This window comes from Neobacillus sp. PS3-34, assembly GCF_030915465.1.
Classification (GTDB): Bacteria; Bacillota; Bacilli; order Bacillales; family Cytobacillaceae; genus Neobacillus_A.
Map to the genome: position 1 here is coordinate 4,462,003 of NZ_CP133267.1, position 18,305 is coordinate 4,480,307.

Genomic DNA, 18,305 nt, shown 5'->3' on the forward strand with positions numbered 1-18,305 from the left:
TATAAAGGGAAATTATTAAAAAGAAGTGATGAAAATGATTCGACAGAAATTAAACAGTAATGAGTTGTACGAACAAATAAAAATGTGGGAACAAGAACTTGCTGATAAACAGCAGCTATCAAATGAAGCAGCCCTTTATTCCTTTATTAATTTATTACAAGAAGAAAAGGATTCCAAAACTTTATCCATTTTACTAACGATAGCAGCGAGATCAAGGATTGAAAAAAATAAAGGCGATTCTCTTGCCCGCGCTTGGATGGAAAGGGCACTTGCACTGGATTCTTCAAACAAACAGGCTAATGAGTTCTTGTTAAAGTCCTCCTGGAAACAAAAGAGAAATATTCTTGAACAGCTTTCATTCCCGCTTATCAGAGAAACAGATAATCGAACAGCTAAGAAGAAGGTTGCTGATCAATACATACAAATTTGCCGAAACTTCCTGGAAGAGGCGGATACCCAGCTCGAAGATGTAAGCTCTATGAAGGAGCAGGCGTCATCCGTTACTGGTGGGAAGAACTTTGAAATTTATAATAATCTTTTTAATTTATTGACAGAAGCGATTGCTGAAACCAGTCAACTGTTAAAGGCGTCAGAGGAATATGAACAGTCTATAACAGGAGTCTTTCATACTTCAATCCATTTCCAGGAATTGAAGCTTCATCTTGCAAGATTAGAGGAGATTCAATCCGAATGGATGACCTATTTTAGAGAAGAAGAACTGGAAAAAGCCAAATCTGATAATTCTCTTGAAGAATTAAAAGAGATGGTTGGGTTGAAAAATGTTAAGAACCGTATTAACGATTTTTATCATTTTCTAAAATACCAAAAGCAAAGGAAGTCTCTTGGATTCAAAACGAAGGATGAGTTAAGCCTCAATATGATTTTGACTGGAAATCCGGGTACTGGAAAAACAACTCTTGCCAGGCTGCTTGCAAAAATCTATTTTGAACTTGGAGTCCTACCTCGCCAGGAAGTAATTGAAGCAGACCGATCGCAGCTGGTTGGTGCATTTGTTGGCCAAACAGAAGAAAATGTTAGGTCAGTGGTAGAAAGAGCTGTTGGAGGGGTCTTATTCATAGACGAAGCTTACAGTTTAAAACGGGAAGGGCAATCAGGGAACGATTACGGCGACGCTGCTATTGACACCCTGGTTTCATTAATGACAGGAAGGGAATTTGGCGGTAAATTCGCTGTTATATTAGCTGGATATCCAGAAGAAATGCGGTCATTTCTTGATGCCAATCCAGGTTTGAGAAGCAGATTTCCTAACTCTAATTTTTTTCATTTGCCGGATTACAGCAATGAGGAATTGATTCAAATTGGTGAAATGGCAGCAGAGGAAAATGATTATATTCTAACAGAAGAAGCTAAAATGGCACTTGACCAGCGCCTGGAACGCGAGCGGGTAGATGAAACATTTGGCAATGCCAGAACAGTACGAAATATCTTACTAAATGCCATTTTTAATAAAGGCTCCAAGAGCAAAAATGAAGATGAGAATTTTTTGCGTTTTACATTATTGGATAAAGATGATTTTGAAGGCAATGAGATATCAGACGATGTACCTCCAATTGACAAATTGAATCAGCTTATCGGTATGGAAAACTTAAAAGAGGAGATACAATCTCTTATTTCATTTGTCAGGATGCAACAATATAGACGAGAACAAAATTTGCCGCCGATTCCTATTCAGCTGCATGCTGTTTTTACAGGGAACCCCGGTACTGGGAAGACAACAGTCGCAAAAATTTACGCAGAACTATTAAAGGAATATGGAATATTGAAACGTGGCCATCTGATTGTCGCCAGCAGGGCCGACTTTGTAGCTGGATATGTTGGACAAACATCTGCAAAAACGAAGAAAAAAATTAGGCAGGCTCTGGGCGGTGTGTTGTTTATTGATGAAGCTTATTCCCTTTTAGGACAGACTTCAGGCGACTTTGGGAAGGAAGTAATTGATACACTTGTCGATGAGATGACCCGGCAAAATGAAAATCTAGTTGTTGTGCTGGCAGGTTATCCAAATGAAATGGATATTCTGCTGGAGAGTAATCCTGGACTCCGATCAAGGTTTAAGAAGTTTTTCTATTTCCCGGATTACTTGGCAGAAGAGCTTTTGGCCATAATGGATGCTTATGCAGAAAAATATAAATATCAAATTTCCAAGGAAGCCAAAGTATTTCTAAGAGACCAGCTTGAGGAAGAAATTGTCTCTGGAAACGGTCGCTTTGCCTCCAACCTTGTCGATGAAATGATTCAGGCACAAGCGATGAGGCTGATGAGTGGCGGATCAGTGGAAGACTTAATCGAAAAAGCTAATACTTTAGAACTGGAAGATGCCATAAAGGCATTCAACAAGGCACGGAATGGGGACATATAAATGGTAATTGCAACGAAAGAAATCGAAGTTCGATATGCTGAAACAGATCAAATGGGAGTCGTTTATCATGCGAATTACTTTGTTTGGATGGAGCTTGGAAGAACAAGCTTTATTGAAAAGCTAGGGTATAACTATGCTGAAATGGAGAAGGATGGCATCATTTCTCCTGTCATGGATATACAGGCATCCTATAAAAAACCAATTCGCTATGGTGAAAAAGCCACAGTAAAAACTTGGGTTGAGGAATACGATGGAATCCGGGTAACTTATGGGTATGAAATACTGACAGAATCAGGGGAAATTGCCGTCATCGGTCTATCCCGGCATGTTTGTGTGAAGAAGGAAAGCTTCAGGCCCATTTCTCTTAAAAGGCTTTATCCTGAATGGCATGCGGCATACGAAAAAGCAAAAAAGAAACAAGCTGAAATAAAGAGGTAGGTTGCACCCATGGCATTCGGAATCAAAAAAGCTGAATTAAAAGTTTGGAAAGAAAAAATCGATAGTGGAAAAATCGCTTTCTTGACCCATTATTGGCTGGATGACCGCTTCCCCGGTTGTACAACAGTCACCAAAGTGGGCTGTAATGATTTAGAACAGCTTGCCAGGTGGGGAAGTAAGCACGGCTTAAAAAAGGAATGGATTCATATAAGGCCGGATGGCTATTCCCACTACGATTTAATAGGAAGCCGCCAAAAAGAGATCCTTATAAAAGAGGGTAGACTTGATCTTATTTGGGAATAAAATATAAAAAGGCGGCATAGCCGCCTTTTTATATTTTATGATAATTAAAAACAGGCTCCTTAGCCTCAGGATGGAAGTCAACATTTAAGTCATGTCCGTCAAAATACCAACTATCTTTTTCCTCAATGTAGTAAACAATTCCATCCTTTTCTGATTTCACACTCGCATCCACAGGTTCTTCATTTATAACACCGAGAGAAAAACCGCTCTGGACAGTACTGCAGCCACCATAACGGACAAAAAACTTCACATAATCTCCCTGTTTTAAGCTCATTTCTTTTTTATACCACTCTGATGCCTGATCACTAATATGTATTTTCATCATTGAGCTCCTTCCAGAATATGAAGTTCCCTTTATTAAAGTTGATTGAAGGAAATCTTCATTATCAATTTATTATAGTGGATATTTCAATAAGAATCGAGCAAGGGGCTTAATTTTAAATATTTATAAGTAAAAATAAACTATCGTATGAATATTCGGGGTATAAAGGAGAAAAATGACTCCGTTTACCGGAGCCATTGGGTCATAAATTTATGGATTTCACGGTCCTTTGCTGCTGCGTTGGCAAGGCCATAAGATCCTGCCTGCTTGAGAGGGACGACTCGGTAGTTTTTAAGATGCTGCTGGGACACATAAGTAGGATTGAAAATAGGGTTTGATAACTCTATCTGTTGACCTTTTTCACTTACATGCTTAGTAATATCCACTGTTGCCAACCCGCCTATATCTTTATAATCACGCATTTGGCCGGATATAAAATTACCTAAAGAGTAGACAGCTAATACCCTTCTCCCATCTTTTGCGATAATCCATTGCATTGGCTGCAAAACATGAGGGTGCGATCCAAAAATCACGTCGACTCCTTCATTGGCAAGAAAATGGCCAGGTCCTTCTGTTGTTCGTTAGGATACCTCTGATATTCATTGCCCCAGTGAATGCTCATGATGACAACGTCCGCTTCCTGTCTAGCTCTATGGATTTCTTCCTTCATGCTGTCCCGATTAATAATATTCACAAGATATTTTTTCTCGAGGGGCACAGGGATTCCGTTTGTTCCAAATGTGTACGAAAGAAAGGCAAGTTTTATTCCGTTTTTACTAATGACTCTTAACCTCGACCTGTCTTTTTGGTCAGTAAAAGTGCCGACATGGGGGATGCCAATGCTGTCTAAATAACGTGATTCAGATAGAATGCCTCGTTCTCCTTTATCAAGAGAATGGTTATTTGCTGTAGATACGATATCGACTCCCGCATTCTTTAATGCATCTGCCACTTCATGGGGGCTGTTAAACATGGGATAGTTAGAAACCCCTAATTCCGTACCTCCAAGAATACTTTCTTGATTAGCTGTCACGATATTCGGCTTTCCCAATAATCCATTTATATTTTGGAAAATAGGATTAAAATTATATTTCCCTCCACGGAAGGCATCCTCATAAACCCAGTCATGGATGAGGATATCTCCTATTCCTCCAATCGTAACTTTCTCTGTTACATTTTTGCCCATAACGGTATATTGACGTGAAGAAAGGTTCTCTGAAGCATATACTTTTGTTTTTGCCTCAGCTTTTTGGTATTGTTGAAAAAGCAGGGTAGAGGACAGGAACAAACAAATTCCTATCATCAATAAGGAAAAAGCTGTTTTATTTTTCATAATTGCTCCTCATTTGCTGAAAATTCAATGATAATCTCAAATTCTACTATAATATAATTTTTGGATTGCAAAAAGATGTTTTTTCAAAAACAATTTAATAAGAGGTGAAACATGTGTTTAAGATGACGGATAGTGCCTATAAAAGATTACAAACTGCACTTGAAAAAGAAAAAAACACACCAGAAGAAAAATTATTTATACGCTTAGGTATGGGCATTGGCTGAGGCGGTCCAAAGTTAAATCTGTCTCTGGAAGAGCAGATGCTTCAAAATGATCAGCTGTTTGAATTTGAAGAACTTCAAATCCTGATTCATGAAAAGGATAATGTGTATTTCGATAATACCAAACTAGATTATACAAAGGACGTCTTTGGAAATGGTAAATTCCAATTGTTAAAAATATAAAAAGCGGAAAACCTAAGAGGTTATCCGCTTTTTTCATTTTCTTGGACATGGAATTTCCTAAACTTTAAAATACTTACACAGGTGTTTCTTCCATTTGCTCCATAAACAAAATTAATTCGTCAAAGTTTCTTACTACTTTCATCGGTATACCTGAACATTTCATACCATTTGAAGAGGTGAAAAATTCAATTGTGAATTCATCCCGTGACTGACATTCTGTTACTTCAGAAGTATATACCAAGTTTTGATTTTCCCAGTTGCCGCTTTTCATATAGAATCTCCTTTCAACAAGAAGGCTTACTATTATTTTACAGCAATATAGCAACTTAACGATGATTACTTTTTGAAAATTTAATGAATTCCTCGCTTCTAAAGGAGCTTTAGATTAAAATCGGATAGTTGGATTTCCTTAGGTAAGAAAATATCAGTAATTAAGCCTAACAGCGTTCTCTATAAACATAGTGGAAGGGAAGGAAAGCCTGAAGATGGTACCTGCACCAGGAGCGCTTTCCACCTGAATCATACCGCCGCTATCTTCCACTATTTTTTTACAGACACTTAGTCCAATTCCAGTTCCTTTTTCTTTTGTCGTATAAAAGGGCAGGAAGAGTTTATCGAGCGTTTCTTGTGTCATGCCGCATCCATTATCCTTTATCACGATCAAAGCCACTTCCTGATTGATTTCTGTTATTAAATCAATTTTTCGTTCATTTTGAGGCTGTTGAACGTCATCGAGTGCCTCGATGCTATTTTTTATAATATTTATAAGCACTTGCTTTAGTTGGTTTGCATCCATTCTAATCGTTATATCCTCGAGGCTTAGGAAAGACCGAATTTGAATATCTCTCAGAATGGCTTCACTTTCATACAACAAGGCAATATCTTTTACAAGGGCGTTGATCGAGCGGATAAGCTGAGTGGCCATTTGAGGTTTAGAGGCGTTCAAAAATTCAAATATGATTCCATTCGCACGGTCTATTTCTTCCAAAGCAATATCTGCGTATTGTACTTTATCGATTTCCTGCAAATAGGGTCTTATTAGCTGAATAAATCCCTTAACAGTAGTGAGAGGGTTCCTAATTTCATGTGCAATCCCTGCTGCCAGATTCTCTATGCTGTCACGACGGTCGGCTTCAACTGGCCGCCTCTTTTAGTAGTTGAACACTTTCCTCTAAAAATTGTTTTTTATCCATTAATTCGACATTATATTGAATAAGTTTTTGTTCAACCCGGTTCATCATTTCCTGTAATTCTGTCATTTCAGTTTTAAATGGCAGACAGTAGATATGAATATTTCTAAATTCGTCTTCCGCTTTAAAAATTTTATAGGAATTTTTTTTATTTTTTTCGTTCATAAGGACTTCAATGGATGCTTTTCGCGAAATTGACAAAAAGAAATCAATCGCTTCCTTTTGAAATGGTGTGTCGATTAGCTGGATAAAATCTTCTGTATGAGGAAACAATTCCTTAGCCTGCTTTGAAGCTGCTAGGAAGGACAATGCCTGGTCATAAATAAAATAAGGGAAAGGAACTTCTTTTACAAATAACCTATTAAAATCCATTACATTACCATCCTTTAAAATATTAGAAAACTAAACTATGCATAGGGCGTTGGCTATAATAAATAATAATGTGGTATATGTCATTTGTGTTATGTCCGAAAACGATACATTTTGTTAGATTATAAATATAATACCAAATTATTCCTTACCTTTACAATTGCTTACATTGCAATAAAATCAACAATTTCAGCAATCTTACAGCAAGAAACGACACTTAATAATAAAGGGGCAAAAAGAATGGCTGTTTCAACACTGGAATTGAAATCTTTTTTATTAAATCATGCCGGCGATATGACAAATCAGTGGTTATCATTAAGAAAAAAAGAAGAAGAAAAATCAGTGTACTCGAATCAAATGCCAAATCGATATGTTAAAGAAATTAAATCAAGAAATCTCAAATTAATAAAATCGATTGCAGAAAATATTGGTAACGGAAAAGATATTGATCTGGAATCCTGGGGGGAAACTGTTGGAAAAACAAGGGCAAAGTACGAGTCCCCCATTTATCGTTCGATGGAGCAATTTAAATTATTCCGAGAAATATTTTGGGAATATTTCTCGAAATTCATAGAATATTGGCGTTTTAATCGTAGATACAATGGTTGCACAGGAATTATTTAAAATCATATCTGCACTTGAAATGACTGGGGTAGAAGTAACACTTACCGGGATGAGACCTGAACTTGCTCATTCGGTCGTTGCACTAGGTGTTCGATTTTATGAAGTGAAATTGTTTAATAATCTTCATCAAGCATTAAAATCATTTGGAATCGTAAGGAAATGAAAAATGGCTATAAAGGACCCAATTGGGTTCCTTTATAGCCATTTAATTTTTGGTTCAGTTTTGTTGATAATTCGCTTGATATTTGCCCGATGCCTGTAAATTACAAACAATGACAGGAGAGAAACCACAACGATTAGCGGAACATCCTTGCTGATGAAGATTGCAAACAATACGGATGTGAGAGCAGCAATCATGGATGAAAGTGACACATACTTAGTCGTATATAATCCCAGTATAAACATAACGAGTGTCGTGACAAACAGGTCCGGTGCACAAAACAACAATACACCTCCAGAAGTGGCAACTGCCTTTCCACCCCTAAAACCTGCAAATACAGGATACATATGACCAACCACTGCTATTACTCCGGGAATAAGTGGATTTAAGTCATTTGCATGAAATAAAACCGGAAGTGAAGCTGCGAGCGTCCCTTTTAAAATATCAGCGAGCGTTACAGCAATTCCCGCTTTTTTTCCCAAAGTACGAAAGGTATTCGTACCCCCTAGATTTCCGCTGCCATGCTGGCGAATATCTTTACCATAGAATGCTTTACCAATAATAAGTCCTGAAGGAATTGAACCAAGCAAATAAGCAAGGATCAGGATAATGATTGTTATTGCCATTAAAAATTTCTCCTTCTATAAATTGATCCAGTTTCTTTATTGTACCATGCTTTTATGAAAACGCCATCCTTGCATTTCCAATATAAACAGAATCTATAAAGCGGATGTGCTGTTAATAGTTTAACCATTTTCCTACAGGGAATTAAATAGAGAACGCCATTTAACCTAAGGAGTGATTATCAATGGACAAGCAATTTAATGAAGGAAAATTACAAAACGAAGTGAATAAGAATTCTGAGGTTTTATCGAATTTTGATGAGTTTAAAAGCTTTCTCAGCGGTAAAGTAAGCATGGGGGAAAAATTAGGGATGGATGAGGAACAGCTGGCTAAAGCTGCCGAAAAGGTTGCCGGCTTCCTGGCTGAAAATCAGTCCCCTAAAAACAGTGAAGAACGACTTCTTCAAGAGCTATGGAAAGTGGGCACAAAAGAAGAACAACATAAACTAGCGCATATGCTTGTCCGTTTAGTAAAATAATGAGAAGTGACAAAAAGGCCAGGTGGCCTTTTTGTTTTGTCTATAAAGAGAAACTGGCTGCCAGTTCTTGTCCTTGTTAGCATGAAAATTGTATGATTATAGAAATACAAGAGAAGGGAGAACAATCTTTGACGAATGAAATTATAGAAAATTCCAAAGTACATAGAATAAAAGAACTATTTATTGTGGCGCTCAAGCTTGGACTTACTTCATTTGGCGGTCCGACCGCACATATAGGGTATTTTCACAATGAATATGTAAAAAAAAGAAAGTGGCTGGATGAAAAAGCCTTTGCTGATCTCGTGGCATTATGTCAGTTTCTTCCGGGCCCTGCAAGCAGTCAGGTTGGAATGGGAATCGGAATGATGCGGGCAGGTATTACAGGCGGTGCAGCTTCATTCCTAGGGTTTACCCTTCCTTCCGTCATAATGCTTGTTTTATTTGCTTATTTCCTAAAAGGATTGGATATTACGCATCAAGGTTGGCTGCATGGATTAAAAATTGTTGCTGTCGTTATTGTTTTCCAAGCGGTCCTTGATATGGGTAAGAAGTTAGCAGCCGGAAAGTGGAAGTCTGGAATTGCGATTTTGGCAGCGGCAGTAGTTCTATTATGGCCTAGCAGCATCTCGCAATTGATGGTAATTGCTGCATCAGGAACAGCAGGCTACCTTTTTTTCAAAACAGGAAGTGTGGAAAAGAAGAATACATTACCTATTCCAATCAGTAAAAAAACTTCCATAACGGCAGCAGTATTATTTGTATGCTTCCTGATAATATTGCCTTTTCTTGCGAAATGGTCAGGAATTGACGGACTTGAACTATTTGATCGGTTTTACCGCAGTGGCGCACTTGTTTTTGGCGGTGGCCATGTTGTTCTGCCATTACTAGAAAGAGAACTTGTACCTACAGGCTGGGTCAGCAAGGAAGCCTTTTTGGCAGGTTATGGAGCAACACAGGCTGTACCTGGTCCTCTTTTCACTTTTTCTTCCTACCTTGGTGCTGTTATTGGAGGGTGGAAAGGTGCTGCAATTACGACTGCAGCAATCTTCCTTCCAGCATTTTTACTCATTGCGGCTGCACTTCCATACTGGGATTTATTAAGGAGAAAGCCGGGTATTCAGGGGGTTTTTGCGGGAGTGAATGCGGCAGTAGTCGGTATTTTGCTTGCCGCGCTTTATAATCCCATTTTTGTTACTTCCATTTTAACGGGAAGGGATTTTGCATTTGCCGCCGTTTTATTCGGATTGTTCAACATTTGGCGGCTGCCACCATGGCTCACCGTAGTTCTTGGGCCATCGGAGGTATATTATTTTTATAATTAGTTAAAGGCTTTCGTCCTGAGCGAAAGTCTTTTTTAGTCAATATAAAATAAAAATTCCAAATAAAGAGCCTATGATCTAAAGAATTACACCAAATAAAATAATTTCAGTGCCAAAAATCCCTGTTCATTTCCAAATGGATTTATTAGGATAGAATGAAGGGGGAAACGAAATGGCAAGAATTATACATCATAAGAAAAATAATACGACCAGGTGGATAATTGGAGGGTTAATATTTGCATTGTTTCTAGCAATAACAAGTATTTTCCTAATCTTGTATCCTTTTGCTTCTAGAGTTAAAGAAGCATATTTCAAAGGAGAATATCCTATTCTTTTTAATGGGAATCAAATGGGTAATGCTTTAATAGATGGGAAAACATTATATGTGCCTCTAAAGTTCATGAAAGAAAATATAGACAGCCAGCTTTTTTATGATGAAAAATCTAAATCGGTCATTATCACCACGAAAGATAAAGTGATACAAATGCCTGCTGAGTCTTTAACGTATTTTGTTAACCAAAAGCCCGTAAAGCTTCAGATATCTCCAATTCTATCCAAAGAAGGGCAAGTATTTATAGCGCTTGATTCTATCCTGCCATTTTATCCAATACAGTATGAAAAGTTAAAAGAAAGCGGTGCAATCTGGATTCAAAGGAATGGAGATAGCTTCCGGAGCGGTTCGATTGCCAGCGGCGATGAAAATCCTGAGAAGCTTCGGCTTAGAGTAAAACCTGAATGGCAGTCACCCTATACCGCTGAAACCAAAAAGCATGAGACGGTATATATAGAAGATGAAAAGAAAGATTTTTATTTTGTAAGAAAAGAAAATGGTATTGGAGGATATATACGAAAAGAGTTTGTTAAACCTAGTCAGCAAGTTAAGATTGTGGTTAACCGGCAGCAAGAAAAAATCCACAAACCAGCTTTGAAAGCCCCAATTCAATTAACATGGGAAGCGGTTTACAGTCGAAATCCCGATTTTGAAAGCATACCACCGATGCCAGGTATTAATGTTGTATCTCCTACATGGTTTTCACTTACAGGGGCAGATGGAACGATTAAAAATCTTGCTTCACTAGAATATAGCAAACGGGCAAAGAAAAAAGGTTATCATGTCTGGCCATTCTCTAATGGATTTGATCCGGAACTAACCCATGATGCCTTAAAAGATTACGAAACGAGACAAAAAATCATTGTACAGCTACTTCATTTTACGCAAATGTATCAGCTGGAGGGAATTAATTTTGATATTGAAAATGTCAATCCGGAGGACTGGCGACTCGTTACCCAATTAATGAGAGAGGCAACCCCTTATTTACACGAAGCAGGACAGACTGTATCCATGGATATTACCTTTGCTGCTGAAAATAGTAATTGGTCTACCTTTTATGAACGAAAAAAACTCGCACAAATTGCAGATTATTTAATTGTCATGGCATACGATGAGCACTGGGGTAAAACATCTGGATCCGGAAGCGTCGCTAGCCTGCCATGGGTCGAAAGCAATTTAAAGAATTTGCTGGCAGAAGTGCCAAATGAACGGTTGATTCTGGGAGTACCGCTATTCGCAAGATTATGGAAAGAAGTCATACAGGAGGATGGAAGCACAGAAATTACAACAAAAGCATTTTCCATGGAAAAAGTAAAGGAGTGGCTGGCTGAACACAGTTTGACACCGGTTTATAATCCAGACAGCGGACAAAACTATGCCGAATATTATTCACCAGACGAAAAGGCTACTTATAGAATATGGATTGAGGATGGAACCTCACTATCAAAACGCGCAAATCTCGTAAATACTTACAAACTGGCTGGTATTGCCAGCTGGTCCAGATATTTTGCCGACCAATCTGCATGGACAGCATTACAGCTGAATCCAAAAAAAGAAATTAGCAAAAAATAAAAAGGAGCCAGCACTGCTGGCTCCTTTTGCTTTCACAAGTGACAGGAATCAAACTATAAAAACAATAGTATTAATTCCTTTTCTGTCGAAAAAAGGAACATTAAGAGGCAAATTCATTACAAAAATGTGAAGAATTTTTAAACAATTGAATCAATAATTGAACTGTTAACACTTATACCAATATAATTTAAATAAGCCTAATATTTCTAATGGGTTATATTAATTTTTAATTAAATTAAACCTTTTCAAGGGTGGTGAACTTATGTATGAAGAAAGAGAAAGCGAAGGGAAATATCGGGCATTGGCAGAGGAATATGAAATACTTAACCGAAACCTTCAGTTACGAATTCAGGAGGAGATTGAAAAAAACATGCTGAAAGACCAAAAACTCATTCAACAATCACGTCTGGCAGCAATGGGAGAGATGATAGCGAGTATTGGACACCAATGGAGGCACCCGTTGAATAACTTATCGTTACTCATACAGGATATCAAAGAGGCACGGGAATTCGGTGAAATAGACGATCAATATATTGACCGTTTTACTCGTGAAAGCTCGATTCAAATTGAACATATGTCACGTACCATTAATGATTTCCGAAAGTTTTACCGGCCAAACAAGACAAAAACCGCATTTCCCCTCGCAGAATCCATTGAAGATGCTTTATCTATTTTTTCCTCCAGCCTAAAAAACCATGATATTCATGTACAATTTGAATATCGTGGTCAAATAATGGCGTATGGATATCCAAATGAATTTAGCCAGGCAGTCCTAAATATCTTAATCAATGCACGAGACGCTTTTATCCAGAGAGGGATTCAAAACCGCAGAGTAGTGATAAGAATTTCTGAAACAGAAGGCATATTAACGGCTGAGTTTGAGGATAATGCAGGCGGAATTGATCCAGTAGTACTAAATAATGTATTTGAACCGTATTTTACGACAAGGCCTAAGGGTACAGGCTTGGGCTTATATATCGCTAAAATGATAGCAGATAACATGGGAGGCTCTATTAAGGCTGAAAATATTTTGGAAGGTACGTGTTTCTCCCTTTTTATTCCTCGTTTTCGGTAAGCATAAAGACAGAAACTACAATTGGCAAGTGCTTAACTGAATCGTATTTCTTTAAATTGCGTGAAGCCTCCTTTATGTTTTTTTTTCGCAAAAAAGGTAAAATAAATATAAATGCAAAAGGAGGAAGAAATATGACGATTGAAATTCCATCAAGGGACGAACTGGGTGTCATTTTAAAAAAAGCAAAACGGATTGCAGTCGTAGGTCTTAGCGACAATCCTTCGCGAACATCCTATATGGTTTCAGAAGTCATGCAAAGAGCCGGTTATGAAATCATTCCTGTCAATCCAACGATTGATGAAGTGTTAGGAGTAAAGGCGGTTGCCTCCTTAAAAGAGATTGAAGGACATATTGACATCGTAAACGTTTTTAGGAGATCAGAACAATTGATGGATGCTGCAAAGGAATTTGTCGAGGCGGATGCCGATGTTTTTTGGTCCCAGTCTGGCTTGGTGAATGAAGAGGCTTATCATTTCCTTAAAGATAAGGGCTATACGGTAGTAATGGACCGCTGCATCAAGGTTGAACATGCATTGACAAAATAGGATCATCTTCGTTTGCATGAGGGCTTCTGCTCCATGCTTTTTTATTTAAAATATCATTTTTTACATAAAATGTTCGTTTTTATAAAAAAATGGAGTAAAACAGCGGTGGATTTAATATAAAAATTTGTTATTTATTAAGAACTCATTTGCCAAATCGAAATAAATCGATACAATAAAGCATAGACGCAAGGCGAACATATGGTAAAATAAAGTAACGAACACGCGTTCCGAAAGGGAAAATTCCTGGATATTTAAAGGAAAACGGTTCGGTTGAGACGAATACAATAACGGACATTTTTCAGCAAAATTTTAAGAGGTTTTCTTTTGGAAGTAATGAAAGGGGTATTTTAGTGGCAAGAACTCAGCAAGCATTTGATTACAATGATGATGCCATACAGGTGCTCGAAGGATTAGAAGCGGTCCGTAAACGCCCAGGCATGTATATTGGAAGCACTGATTCACGTGGACTCCATCACCTGGTTTACGAGATTGTCGATAACTCTGTCGATGAAGCATTGGCAGGCTACGGAAATCAGATTATTGTCAAGATACACAAAGACAATTCAATTAGTGTAATTGATAAAGGTCGTGGAATGCCTACTGGTATGCATAAAATGGGTAAGCCAACGCCTGAAGTTATACTTACTGTTCTCCATGCCGGAGGAAAATTTGGCCAGGGCGGCTATAAAACAAGCGGCGGTCTACATGGAGTTGGCGCCTCAGTAGTAAACGCGCTATCCGAATGGCTTATTGTAACCATTAAACGTGATGGCTTTGTATACGAGCAGCGATTTGAAAACGGCGGAAAGCCTGTTACGACGCTCGAGAAAGTTGGAAAAACAAATCAGACAGGAACAACGATCCATTTCAAACCGGATCCGACTATTTTTTCGACAACGAGCTATAACTATGAAACGCTATGTGAGAGGTTAAGAGAATCAGCGTTCCTTTTAAAGGGCTTTAAAATAGAAATTATCGATGAGCGCAATGACTTTCATGATGTTTTTCATTTTGATACAGGTATTCAAGCCTTTGTTGAATATCTAAATGAAGAAAAGGATGTACTGCATCCGGTTGTCAGCTTTGAAGGTGTCCATAATGGAATTGAAGTGGATTTTGCCTTTCAATTTAACGATGGCTATTCAGAAAATGTACTGTCATTTGTCAATAATGTCCGTACAAAAGATGGTGGAACCCATGAGGCTGGTTCAAAAACGGCGATGACACGTATTTTCAATGACTACGCACGCAAGGTTTCTCTTTTAAAAGAAAAAGATAAAAACCTTGATGGTGCTGATATTCGTGAAGGATTATCCGCGATTATCAGTGTAAGAATACCTGAAGAACTTCTTCAATTTGAAGGGCAGACCAAAGGAAAGCTAGGAACGAGTGAGGCTAGATCAGCGGTTGATGCCGTTGTTTCTGAGCATTTATCCTATTTCCTTGAAGAAAATCCTGATATCAGTTCATTGCTTATCCGGAAGGCGATAAAGGCATATCAGGCACGCGAAGCAGCACGTAAAGCACGTGAAGACGCTCGAAGCGGCAAGAAGAGGAAACGTTCTGATGCAGTCCTCTCGGGTAAACTAACACCTGCACAGTCACGCAATCCCCAGAAGAATGAACTTTATCTGGTGGAGGGCGACTCTGCCGGAGGCTCGGCTAAACAAGGGCGAGACCGCCGTTTCCAGGCTGTTCTCCCATTAAGAGGTAAAGTAATTAACACCGAGAAGGCGAAGCTTGCTGATATATTTAAAAACGAAGAAATTAACACAATCATCCATGCGATCGGCGCGGGTGTGGGAGCCGATTTTAATCTTGAAGATATCAATTATGATAAAATTATTATCATGACTGATGCGGATACTGACGGTGCACACATACAGGTTTTGCTCTTAACATTCTTTTACCGCTATATGAAACCCCTTCTTGAAGCAGGCAGAGTTTTCATTGCACTGCCACCCCTATACAAAGTCAGCAAGGGGACAGGCAAGAAAGAAGTTATTGAATACTCATGGAGCGATGATGACCTTCAGGATGCAATCAAAAAAGTGGGCAGAGGTTATATGCTCCAGCGATATAAAGGACTTGGCGAAATGAATGCAGACCAACTATGGGAAACAACAATGGATCCTGAAACCCGTACATTAATACGTGTTAAAATAGATGATGTCGCAAGGGCTGAAAGACGCGTCACAACTTTAATGGGTGACAAGGTAGAGCCACGGAGAAAATGGATTGAATCAAATGTTGCCTTCGGACTCGAAGAAGACGACAGTATCCTTGAAAATGAAAATATATCCGTCGCAGAGGAGGACACAGAATGAGTTTAATAGAAAAATTCCGCGACCTTCCTCTTGAAGACGTAATAGGAGACCGTTTTGGAAGATATAGTAAATATATTATTCAGGAACGTGCTCTCCCTGATGCGCGTGATGGTTTGAAGCCAGTACAACGAAGAATATTATATGCGATGCATTATGAGGGTAATACTCATGATAAAGGTTTCAGAAAATCGGCAAAAACTGTAGGTAACGTCATTGGTAACTACCATCCGCATGGTGATACTTCTGTTTATGATGCAATGGTGCGGATGAGCCAGAATTGGAAGGTACGGAATGTCTTAGTAGAAATGCATGGTAATAACGGAAGCGTTGATGGTGATCCACCAGCTGCCATGCGTTATACAGAAGCAAGGCTTTCCGCTATATCAACAGAATTACTGCGTGATATAGAAAAAGAAACAGTTGATTTTATTCCTAACTTTGATGACACATCAAAAGAGCCAACAGTACTGCCTGCAATGTTCCCAAACCTTCTTGTTAACGGATCAACAGGAATATCTGCCGGATACGCAACAGATATTCCTCCCCATCATCTTGGTGAAATTATTGACGGGGTCATCATGAGAATGGATAATCCGGATGTTACTGTCGAAGAGCTAATGACCGTCATAAAAGGCCCTGATTTTCCTACTGGCGGCATTATACAAGGGATAGATGGAATTAGGAAAGCATACGAAACAGGCAAAGGAAAAATCATCGTCCGTGGCTTGGCAGAGGTTGAGGACCTTCGGGGCGGTAAGCAGCAAATTGTCGTCACTGAAATCCCGTACGAGGTAAATAAAGCAAACCTTGTAAAAAAAATCGATGAGTTCCGTCTCGACCGTAAAGTCGAAGGAATATCAGAAGTCCGTGACGAAACCGACAGAACCGGGCTTAGAATCGTGATCGAGCTTAAAAAAGACGCAGATGCCGCTGGCGTGCTGCATTACTTATACAAAAACAGCGACCTTCAGGTAGCGTTTAATTTTAATATGGTAGCCATTTATAACAAACGCCCGAAACTAATGGGTCTGCGTGAACTTCTGGATGCCTATATCGGGCATCAGAAAGAAGTAATTACAAGAAGGTCAGAATTCGAACTTAGAAAGGCTCTGGAGAGACAGCATATTGTTGAAGGACTGATGAAGGCCTTAACCATTCTGGATGAAGTTATTGCTGCAATCCGGGCTTCTAAAGATAAACGGGATGCAAAAGATAACTTAATTGCCAAATTTGCTTTTACGGAAGCACAATCCGAAGCAATTGTTTCTTTGCAGCTATACCGTCTGACAAATACGGATATCACTGCACTTAGAGCTGAAGCTGAGGAACTTTCTAAAAAAGTAGCCGAGCTCACATCTATTTTAGAAAGCGAAAAGAAGCTTTATTCTGTTATTAAAAAGGATTTAAAAGACGTCAAAAAACGCTTTGCTGACGAACGCCGTTCAAGAATTGAGGCGGAAATTGAAGAAATAAAAATTAATCTTGATGTGATGGTTGCAAGTGAAGATGTTATCGTAACCATTACGAAAGAAGGATATATAAAAAGAACAAGCCAGCGTTCTTTTGCTGCATCCAATGGCCAGGATCTTGCCATGAAGGATACAGACCGTCTGCTTGCCAGACTGGATATGAATACGAAGGACGTCCTGCTTCTCTTCACCAGCAAAGGAAACTATTTGTATTTGCCTGTTCACGAGCTTCCTGATATCCGATGGAAGGATCTCGGACAGCATGTTGCAAATATTATCCCTATTGAGAGAGATGAGGATATTATCAGGGCGATTGCCATAAAAGATTTTGAAGCAGAAGAGTATTTAGTGTTTGTTACGAAGAATGGCATGGTTAAGAAAACGGAACTTAAGCAATATAAAGCGCAAAGATACTCTAAGCCACTTACTGCTGTAAATTTAAAGGACGATGACAGGGTAGTCGATGTCCATATAACCGATGGCAAAAAAGACATATTCATTGTCAGTCATTTCGGCTATGCTCTCTGGTTCGCGGAAGAAGAAATTGGTATAGTCGGTGCGCGTGCTGCCGGTGTAAAAGGAATCAACCTAAAGGATGGCGATTACGTTGTTGGAGGGAAAATGATTGAACCTGATTCCAAGTGTTCAATTATTATTTCAACCCAGCGCGGTTCAGTCAAAAAGATGAAATTGAAAGAGTTCGAGAAAGCTTCCCGTGCCAAACGAGGTGTAGTTGTTTTGAGAGAATTGAAAGCTAATCCGCATCGCATCATTGGCTTTGCTGCAGCAAACAATGAGGATGAAGTCTTTATTCAAACAGAAAAAGGCTATATTGAAAGCTTTAAGGCCGCTGAAATGAACTTCAGTGACAGATATTCCAACGGATCTTTCCTTATTGATGAGACGGAGAGCGGAAAGTCATCTCTTCTTTGGAAAGAAGAAGCAGCAACAATCGATCTTAAATAATCATTCTAGCCACCTGTTTTTACAGGTGGTTTTTTTTGCATGTTTTTTCCAATATTGAGCAAGATATGAATATATT

The 18,305-nt window shown here is 38.8% G+C and carries 18 protein-coding genes and 1 pseudogene; 13 read left to right on the forward strand and 6 right to left on the reverse strand.

Annotation, left to right across the window (positions count from 1 at the left end):
* Positions 1-34: 34 nt before the first annotated feature.
* Genes RCG23_RS23490 through RCG23_RS23500 form a run of 3 tightly spaced genes read left to right on the forward strand, consistent with a single transcriptional unit; the run spans position 35 to position 3,121 of the window.
* Positions 35-2,380 carry an AAA family ATPase gene (locus tag RCG23_RS23490; RefSeq protein ID WP_308177636.1) on the forward strand — a complete coding sequence of 782 codons (2,346 nt, stop codon included), beginning with the start codon at positions 35-37 and terminating at the stop codon, positions 2,378-2,380.
* Positions 2,381-2,818 (forward strand): acyl-CoA thioesterase, encoded by a 438-nt coding sequence (locus tag RCG23_RS23495; RefSeq protein WP_308177637.1) that lies wholly within the window; start codon positions 2,381-2,383, stop codon positions 2,816-2,818. It abuts the gene before it with no gap.
* A 9-nt stretch (positions 2,819-2,827) separates the two neighbouring features.
* Positions 2,828-3,121, forward strand: a complete 294-nt coding sequence (locus RCG23_RS23500) for a hypothetical protein (RefSeq protein WP_308177638.1) — start codon at positions 2,828-2,830, stop codon at positions 3,119-3,121.
* A 28-nt stretch (positions 3,122-3,149) separates the two neighbouring features.
* Here RCG23_RS23500 and RCG23_RS23505 read toward each other — a convergent pair whose 3' ends face one another.
* On the reverse strand, positions 3,150-3,443 hold the full coding sequence (locus RCG23_RS23505; RefSeq protein WP_308180159.1) for a HesB/YadR/YfhF family protein: 294 nt from the start codon (positions 3,441-3,443) through the stop codon (positions 3,150-3,152).
* Between the two features lie 185 nt (positions 3,444-3,628).
* Positions 3,629-4,776, reverse strand: a pseudogene (locus RCG23_RS23510) (CapA family protein).
* Positions 4,777-5,036: 260 nt separating this feature from the next.
* Here RCG23_RS23510 and RCG23_RS23515 point away from each other — a divergent pair.
* Positions 5,037-5,180 carry a hypothetical protein gene (locus RCG23_RS23515; RefSeq protein ID WP_308177639.1) on the forward strand — a complete coding sequence of 48 codons (144 nt, stop codon included), beginning with the start codon at positions 5,037-5,039 and terminating at the stop codon, positions 5,178-5,180.
* A 73-nt stretch (positions 5,181-5,253) separates the two neighbouring features.
* Here the strand turns inward: RCG23_RS23515 and RCG23_RS23520 are convergent, their stop codons facing one another.
* The 3 genes from RCG23_RS23520 to RCG23_RS23530 form a co-directional block, all read right to left on the reverse strand.
* Positions 5,254-5,451: a hypothetical protein gene (locus RCG23_RS23520; RefSeq protein WP_308177640.1), complete on the reverse strand. Its 198-nt coding sequence runs from the start codon at positions 5,449-5,451 to the stop codon at positions 5,254-5,256.
* Between the two features lie 153 nt (positions 5,452-5,604).
* On the reverse strand, positions 5,605-6,294 hold the full coding sequence (locus tag RCG23_RS23525; protein ID WP_308180160.1) for an ATP-binding protein: 690 nt from the start codon (positions 6,292-6,294) through the stop codon (positions 5,605-5,607).
* Positions 6,295-6,313: 19 nt separating this feature from the next.
* Positions 6,314-6,742: a hypothetical protein gene (locus RCG23_RS23530; protein ID WP_308177641.1), complete on the reverse strand. Its 429-nt coding sequence runs from the start codon at positions 6,740-6,742 to the stop codon at positions 6,314-6,316.
* 237 nt (positions 6,743-6,979) lie between these two features.
* On the opposite strand from RCG23_RS23530, the gene RCG23_RS23535 reads away from it, so the two are divergent.
* Positions 6,980-7,363 (forward strand): hypothetical protein, encoded by a 384-nt coding sequence (locus RCG23_RS23535; RefSeq protein ID WP_308177642.1) that lies wholly within the window; start codon positions 6,980-6,982, stop codon positions 7,361-7,363.
* Entirely contained in the window at positions 7,341-7,526 is a 186-nt protein-coding gene (locus tag RCG23_RS23540) for an STAS domain-containing protein (protein WP_308177643.1), read from the forward strand. The genes RCG23_RS23535 and RCG23_RS23540 overlap by 23 nt, the downstream gene beginning before the upstream one ends.
* 32 nt (positions 7,527-7,558) lie before the next feature.
* Here the strand turns inward: RCG23_RS23540 and plsY are convergent, their stop codons facing one another.
* Complete coding sequence (gene plsY / locus RCG23_RS23545; RefSeq protein WP_308177644.1) at positions 7,559-8,149, reverse strand: glycerol-3-phosphate 1-O-acyltransferase PlsY; 591 nt, start codon at positions 8,147-8,149, stop codon at positions 7,559-7,561.
* 182 nt (positions 8,150-8,331) lie between these two features.
* Between plsY and RCG23_RS23550 the strand changes: the two genes are divergently transcribed.
* The 7 genes from RCG23_RS23550 to parC all read left to right on the forward strand — a co-directional run bounded on the left by RCG23_RS23550 (position 8,332) and on the right by parC (position 18,229).
* On the forward strand, positions 8,332-8,625 hold the full coding sequence (locus RCG23_RS23550) for a DUF3243 domain-containing protein (protein ID WP_308177645.1): 294 nt from the start codon (positions 8,332-8,334) through the stop codon (positions 8,623-8,625).
* A gap of 92 nt (positions 8,626-8,717) precedes the next feature.
* On the forward strand, positions 8,718-9,947 hold the full coding sequence (locus RCG23_RS23555) for a chromate transporter (RefSeq protein WP_374049785.1): 1,230 nt from the start codon (positions 8,718-8,720) through the stop codon (positions 9,945-9,947).
* Between the two features lie 169 nt (positions 9,948-10,116).
* A complete protein-coding gene (locus RCG23_RS23560; protein ID WP_308177647.1) occupies positions 10,117-11,847 on the forward strand; it encodes a glycosyl hydrolase family 18 protein in 1,731 nt (576 codons plus the stop codon).
* Between the two features lie 262 nt (positions 11,848-12,109).
* Positions 12,110-12,922: a sensor histidine kinase gene (locus RCG23_RS23565; protein WP_308177648.1), complete on the forward strand. Its 813-nt coding sequence runs from the start codon at positions 12,110-12,112 to the stop codon at positions 12,920-12,922.
* A gap of 131 nt (positions 12,923-13,053) precedes the next feature.
* Positions 13,054-13,467, forward strand: a complete 414-nt coding sequence (locus RCG23_RS23570) for a CoA-binding protein (RefSeq protein ID WP_308177649.1) — start codon at positions 13,054-13,056, stop codon at positions 13,465-13,467.
* Positions 13,468-13,817: 350 nt separating this feature from the next.
* A complete protein-coding gene (parE, locus tag RCG23_RS23575) occupies positions 13,818-15,794 on the forward strand; it encodes a DNA topoisomerase IV subunit B (protein WP_308177650.1) in 1,977 nt (658 codons plus the stop codon).
* Complete coding sequence (gene parC / locus RCG23_RS23580; protein ID WP_308177651.1) at positions 15,791-18,229, forward strand: DNA topoisomerase IV subunit A; 2,439 nt, start codon at positions 15,791-15,793, stop codon at positions 18,227-18,229. Before parE ends, parC begins: the two co-directional genes overlap by 4 nt.
* Positions 18,230-18,305 lie beyond the last annotated feature (76 nt).

Bases quoted from the DNA above. Each gene is read 5' to 3' on its own strand.
- RCG23_RS23530 (WP_308177641.1), bottom strand. From the start codon at position 6,742: ATGGATTTTAATAGGTTATTTGTAAAAGAAGTTCCTTTCCCTTATTTT.
- plsY (WP_308177644.1), bottom strand. From the start codon at position 8,149: ATGGCAATAACAATCATTATCCTGATCCTTGCTTATTTGCTTGGTTCA.
- RCG23_RS23570 (WP_308177649.1), top strand. From the start codon at position 13,054: ATGACGATTGAAATTCCATCAAGGGACGAACTGGGTGTCATTTTAAAA.
- RCG23_RS23490 (WP_308177636.1), top strand. From the start codon at position 35: ATGATTCGACAGAAATTAAACAGTAATGAGTTGTACGAACAAATAAAA.
- RCG23_RS23555 (WP_374049785.1), top strand. From the start codon at position 8,718: ATGATTATAGAAATACAAGAGAAGGGAGAACAATCTTTGACGAATGAA.
- RCG23_RS23540 (WP_308177643.1), top strand. From the start codon at position 7,341: ATGGTTGCACAGGAATTATTTAAAATCATATCTGCACTTGAAATGACT.
- RCG23_RS23550 (WP_308177645.1), top strand. From the start codon at position 8,332: ATGGACAAGCAATTTAATGAAGGAAAATTACAAAACGAAGTGAATAAG.
- RCG23_RS23535 (WP_308177642.1), top strand. From the start codon at position 6,980: ATGGCTGTTTCAACACTGGAATTGAAATCTTTTTTATTAAATCATGCC.
- parC (WP_308177651.1), top strand. From the start codon at position 15,791: ATGAGTTTAATAGAAAAATTCCGCGACCTTCCTCTTGAAGACGTAATA.
- RCG23_RS23515 (WP_308177639.1), top strand. From the start codon at position 5,037: ATGCTTCAAAATGATCAGCTGTTTGAATTTGAAGAACTTCAAATCCTG.
- RCG23_RS23500 (WP_308177638.1), top strand. From the start codon at position 2,828: ATGGCATTCGGAATCAAAAAAGCTGAATTAAAAGTTTGGAAAGAAAAA.
- RCG23_RS23505 (WP_308180159.1), bottom strand. From the start codon at position 3,443: ATGAAAATACATATTAGTGATCAGGCATCAGAGTGGTATAAAAAAGAA.
- RCG23_RS23520 (WP_308177640.1), bottom strand. From the start codon at position 5,451: ATGAAAAGCGGCAACTGGGAAAATCAAAACTTGGTATATACTTCTGAA.
- RCG23_RS23560 (WP_308177647.1), top strand. From the start codon at position 10,117: ATGGCAAGAATTATACATCATAAGAAAAATAATACGACCAGGTGGATA.
- RCG23_RS23565 (WP_308177648.1), top strand. From the start codon at position 12,110: ATGTATGAAGAAAGAGAAAGCGAAGGGAAATATCGGGCATTGGCAGAG.
- RCG23_RS23495 (WP_308177637.1), top strand. From the start codon at position 2,381: ATGGTAATTGCAACGAAAGAAATCGAAGTTCGATATGCTGAAACAGAT.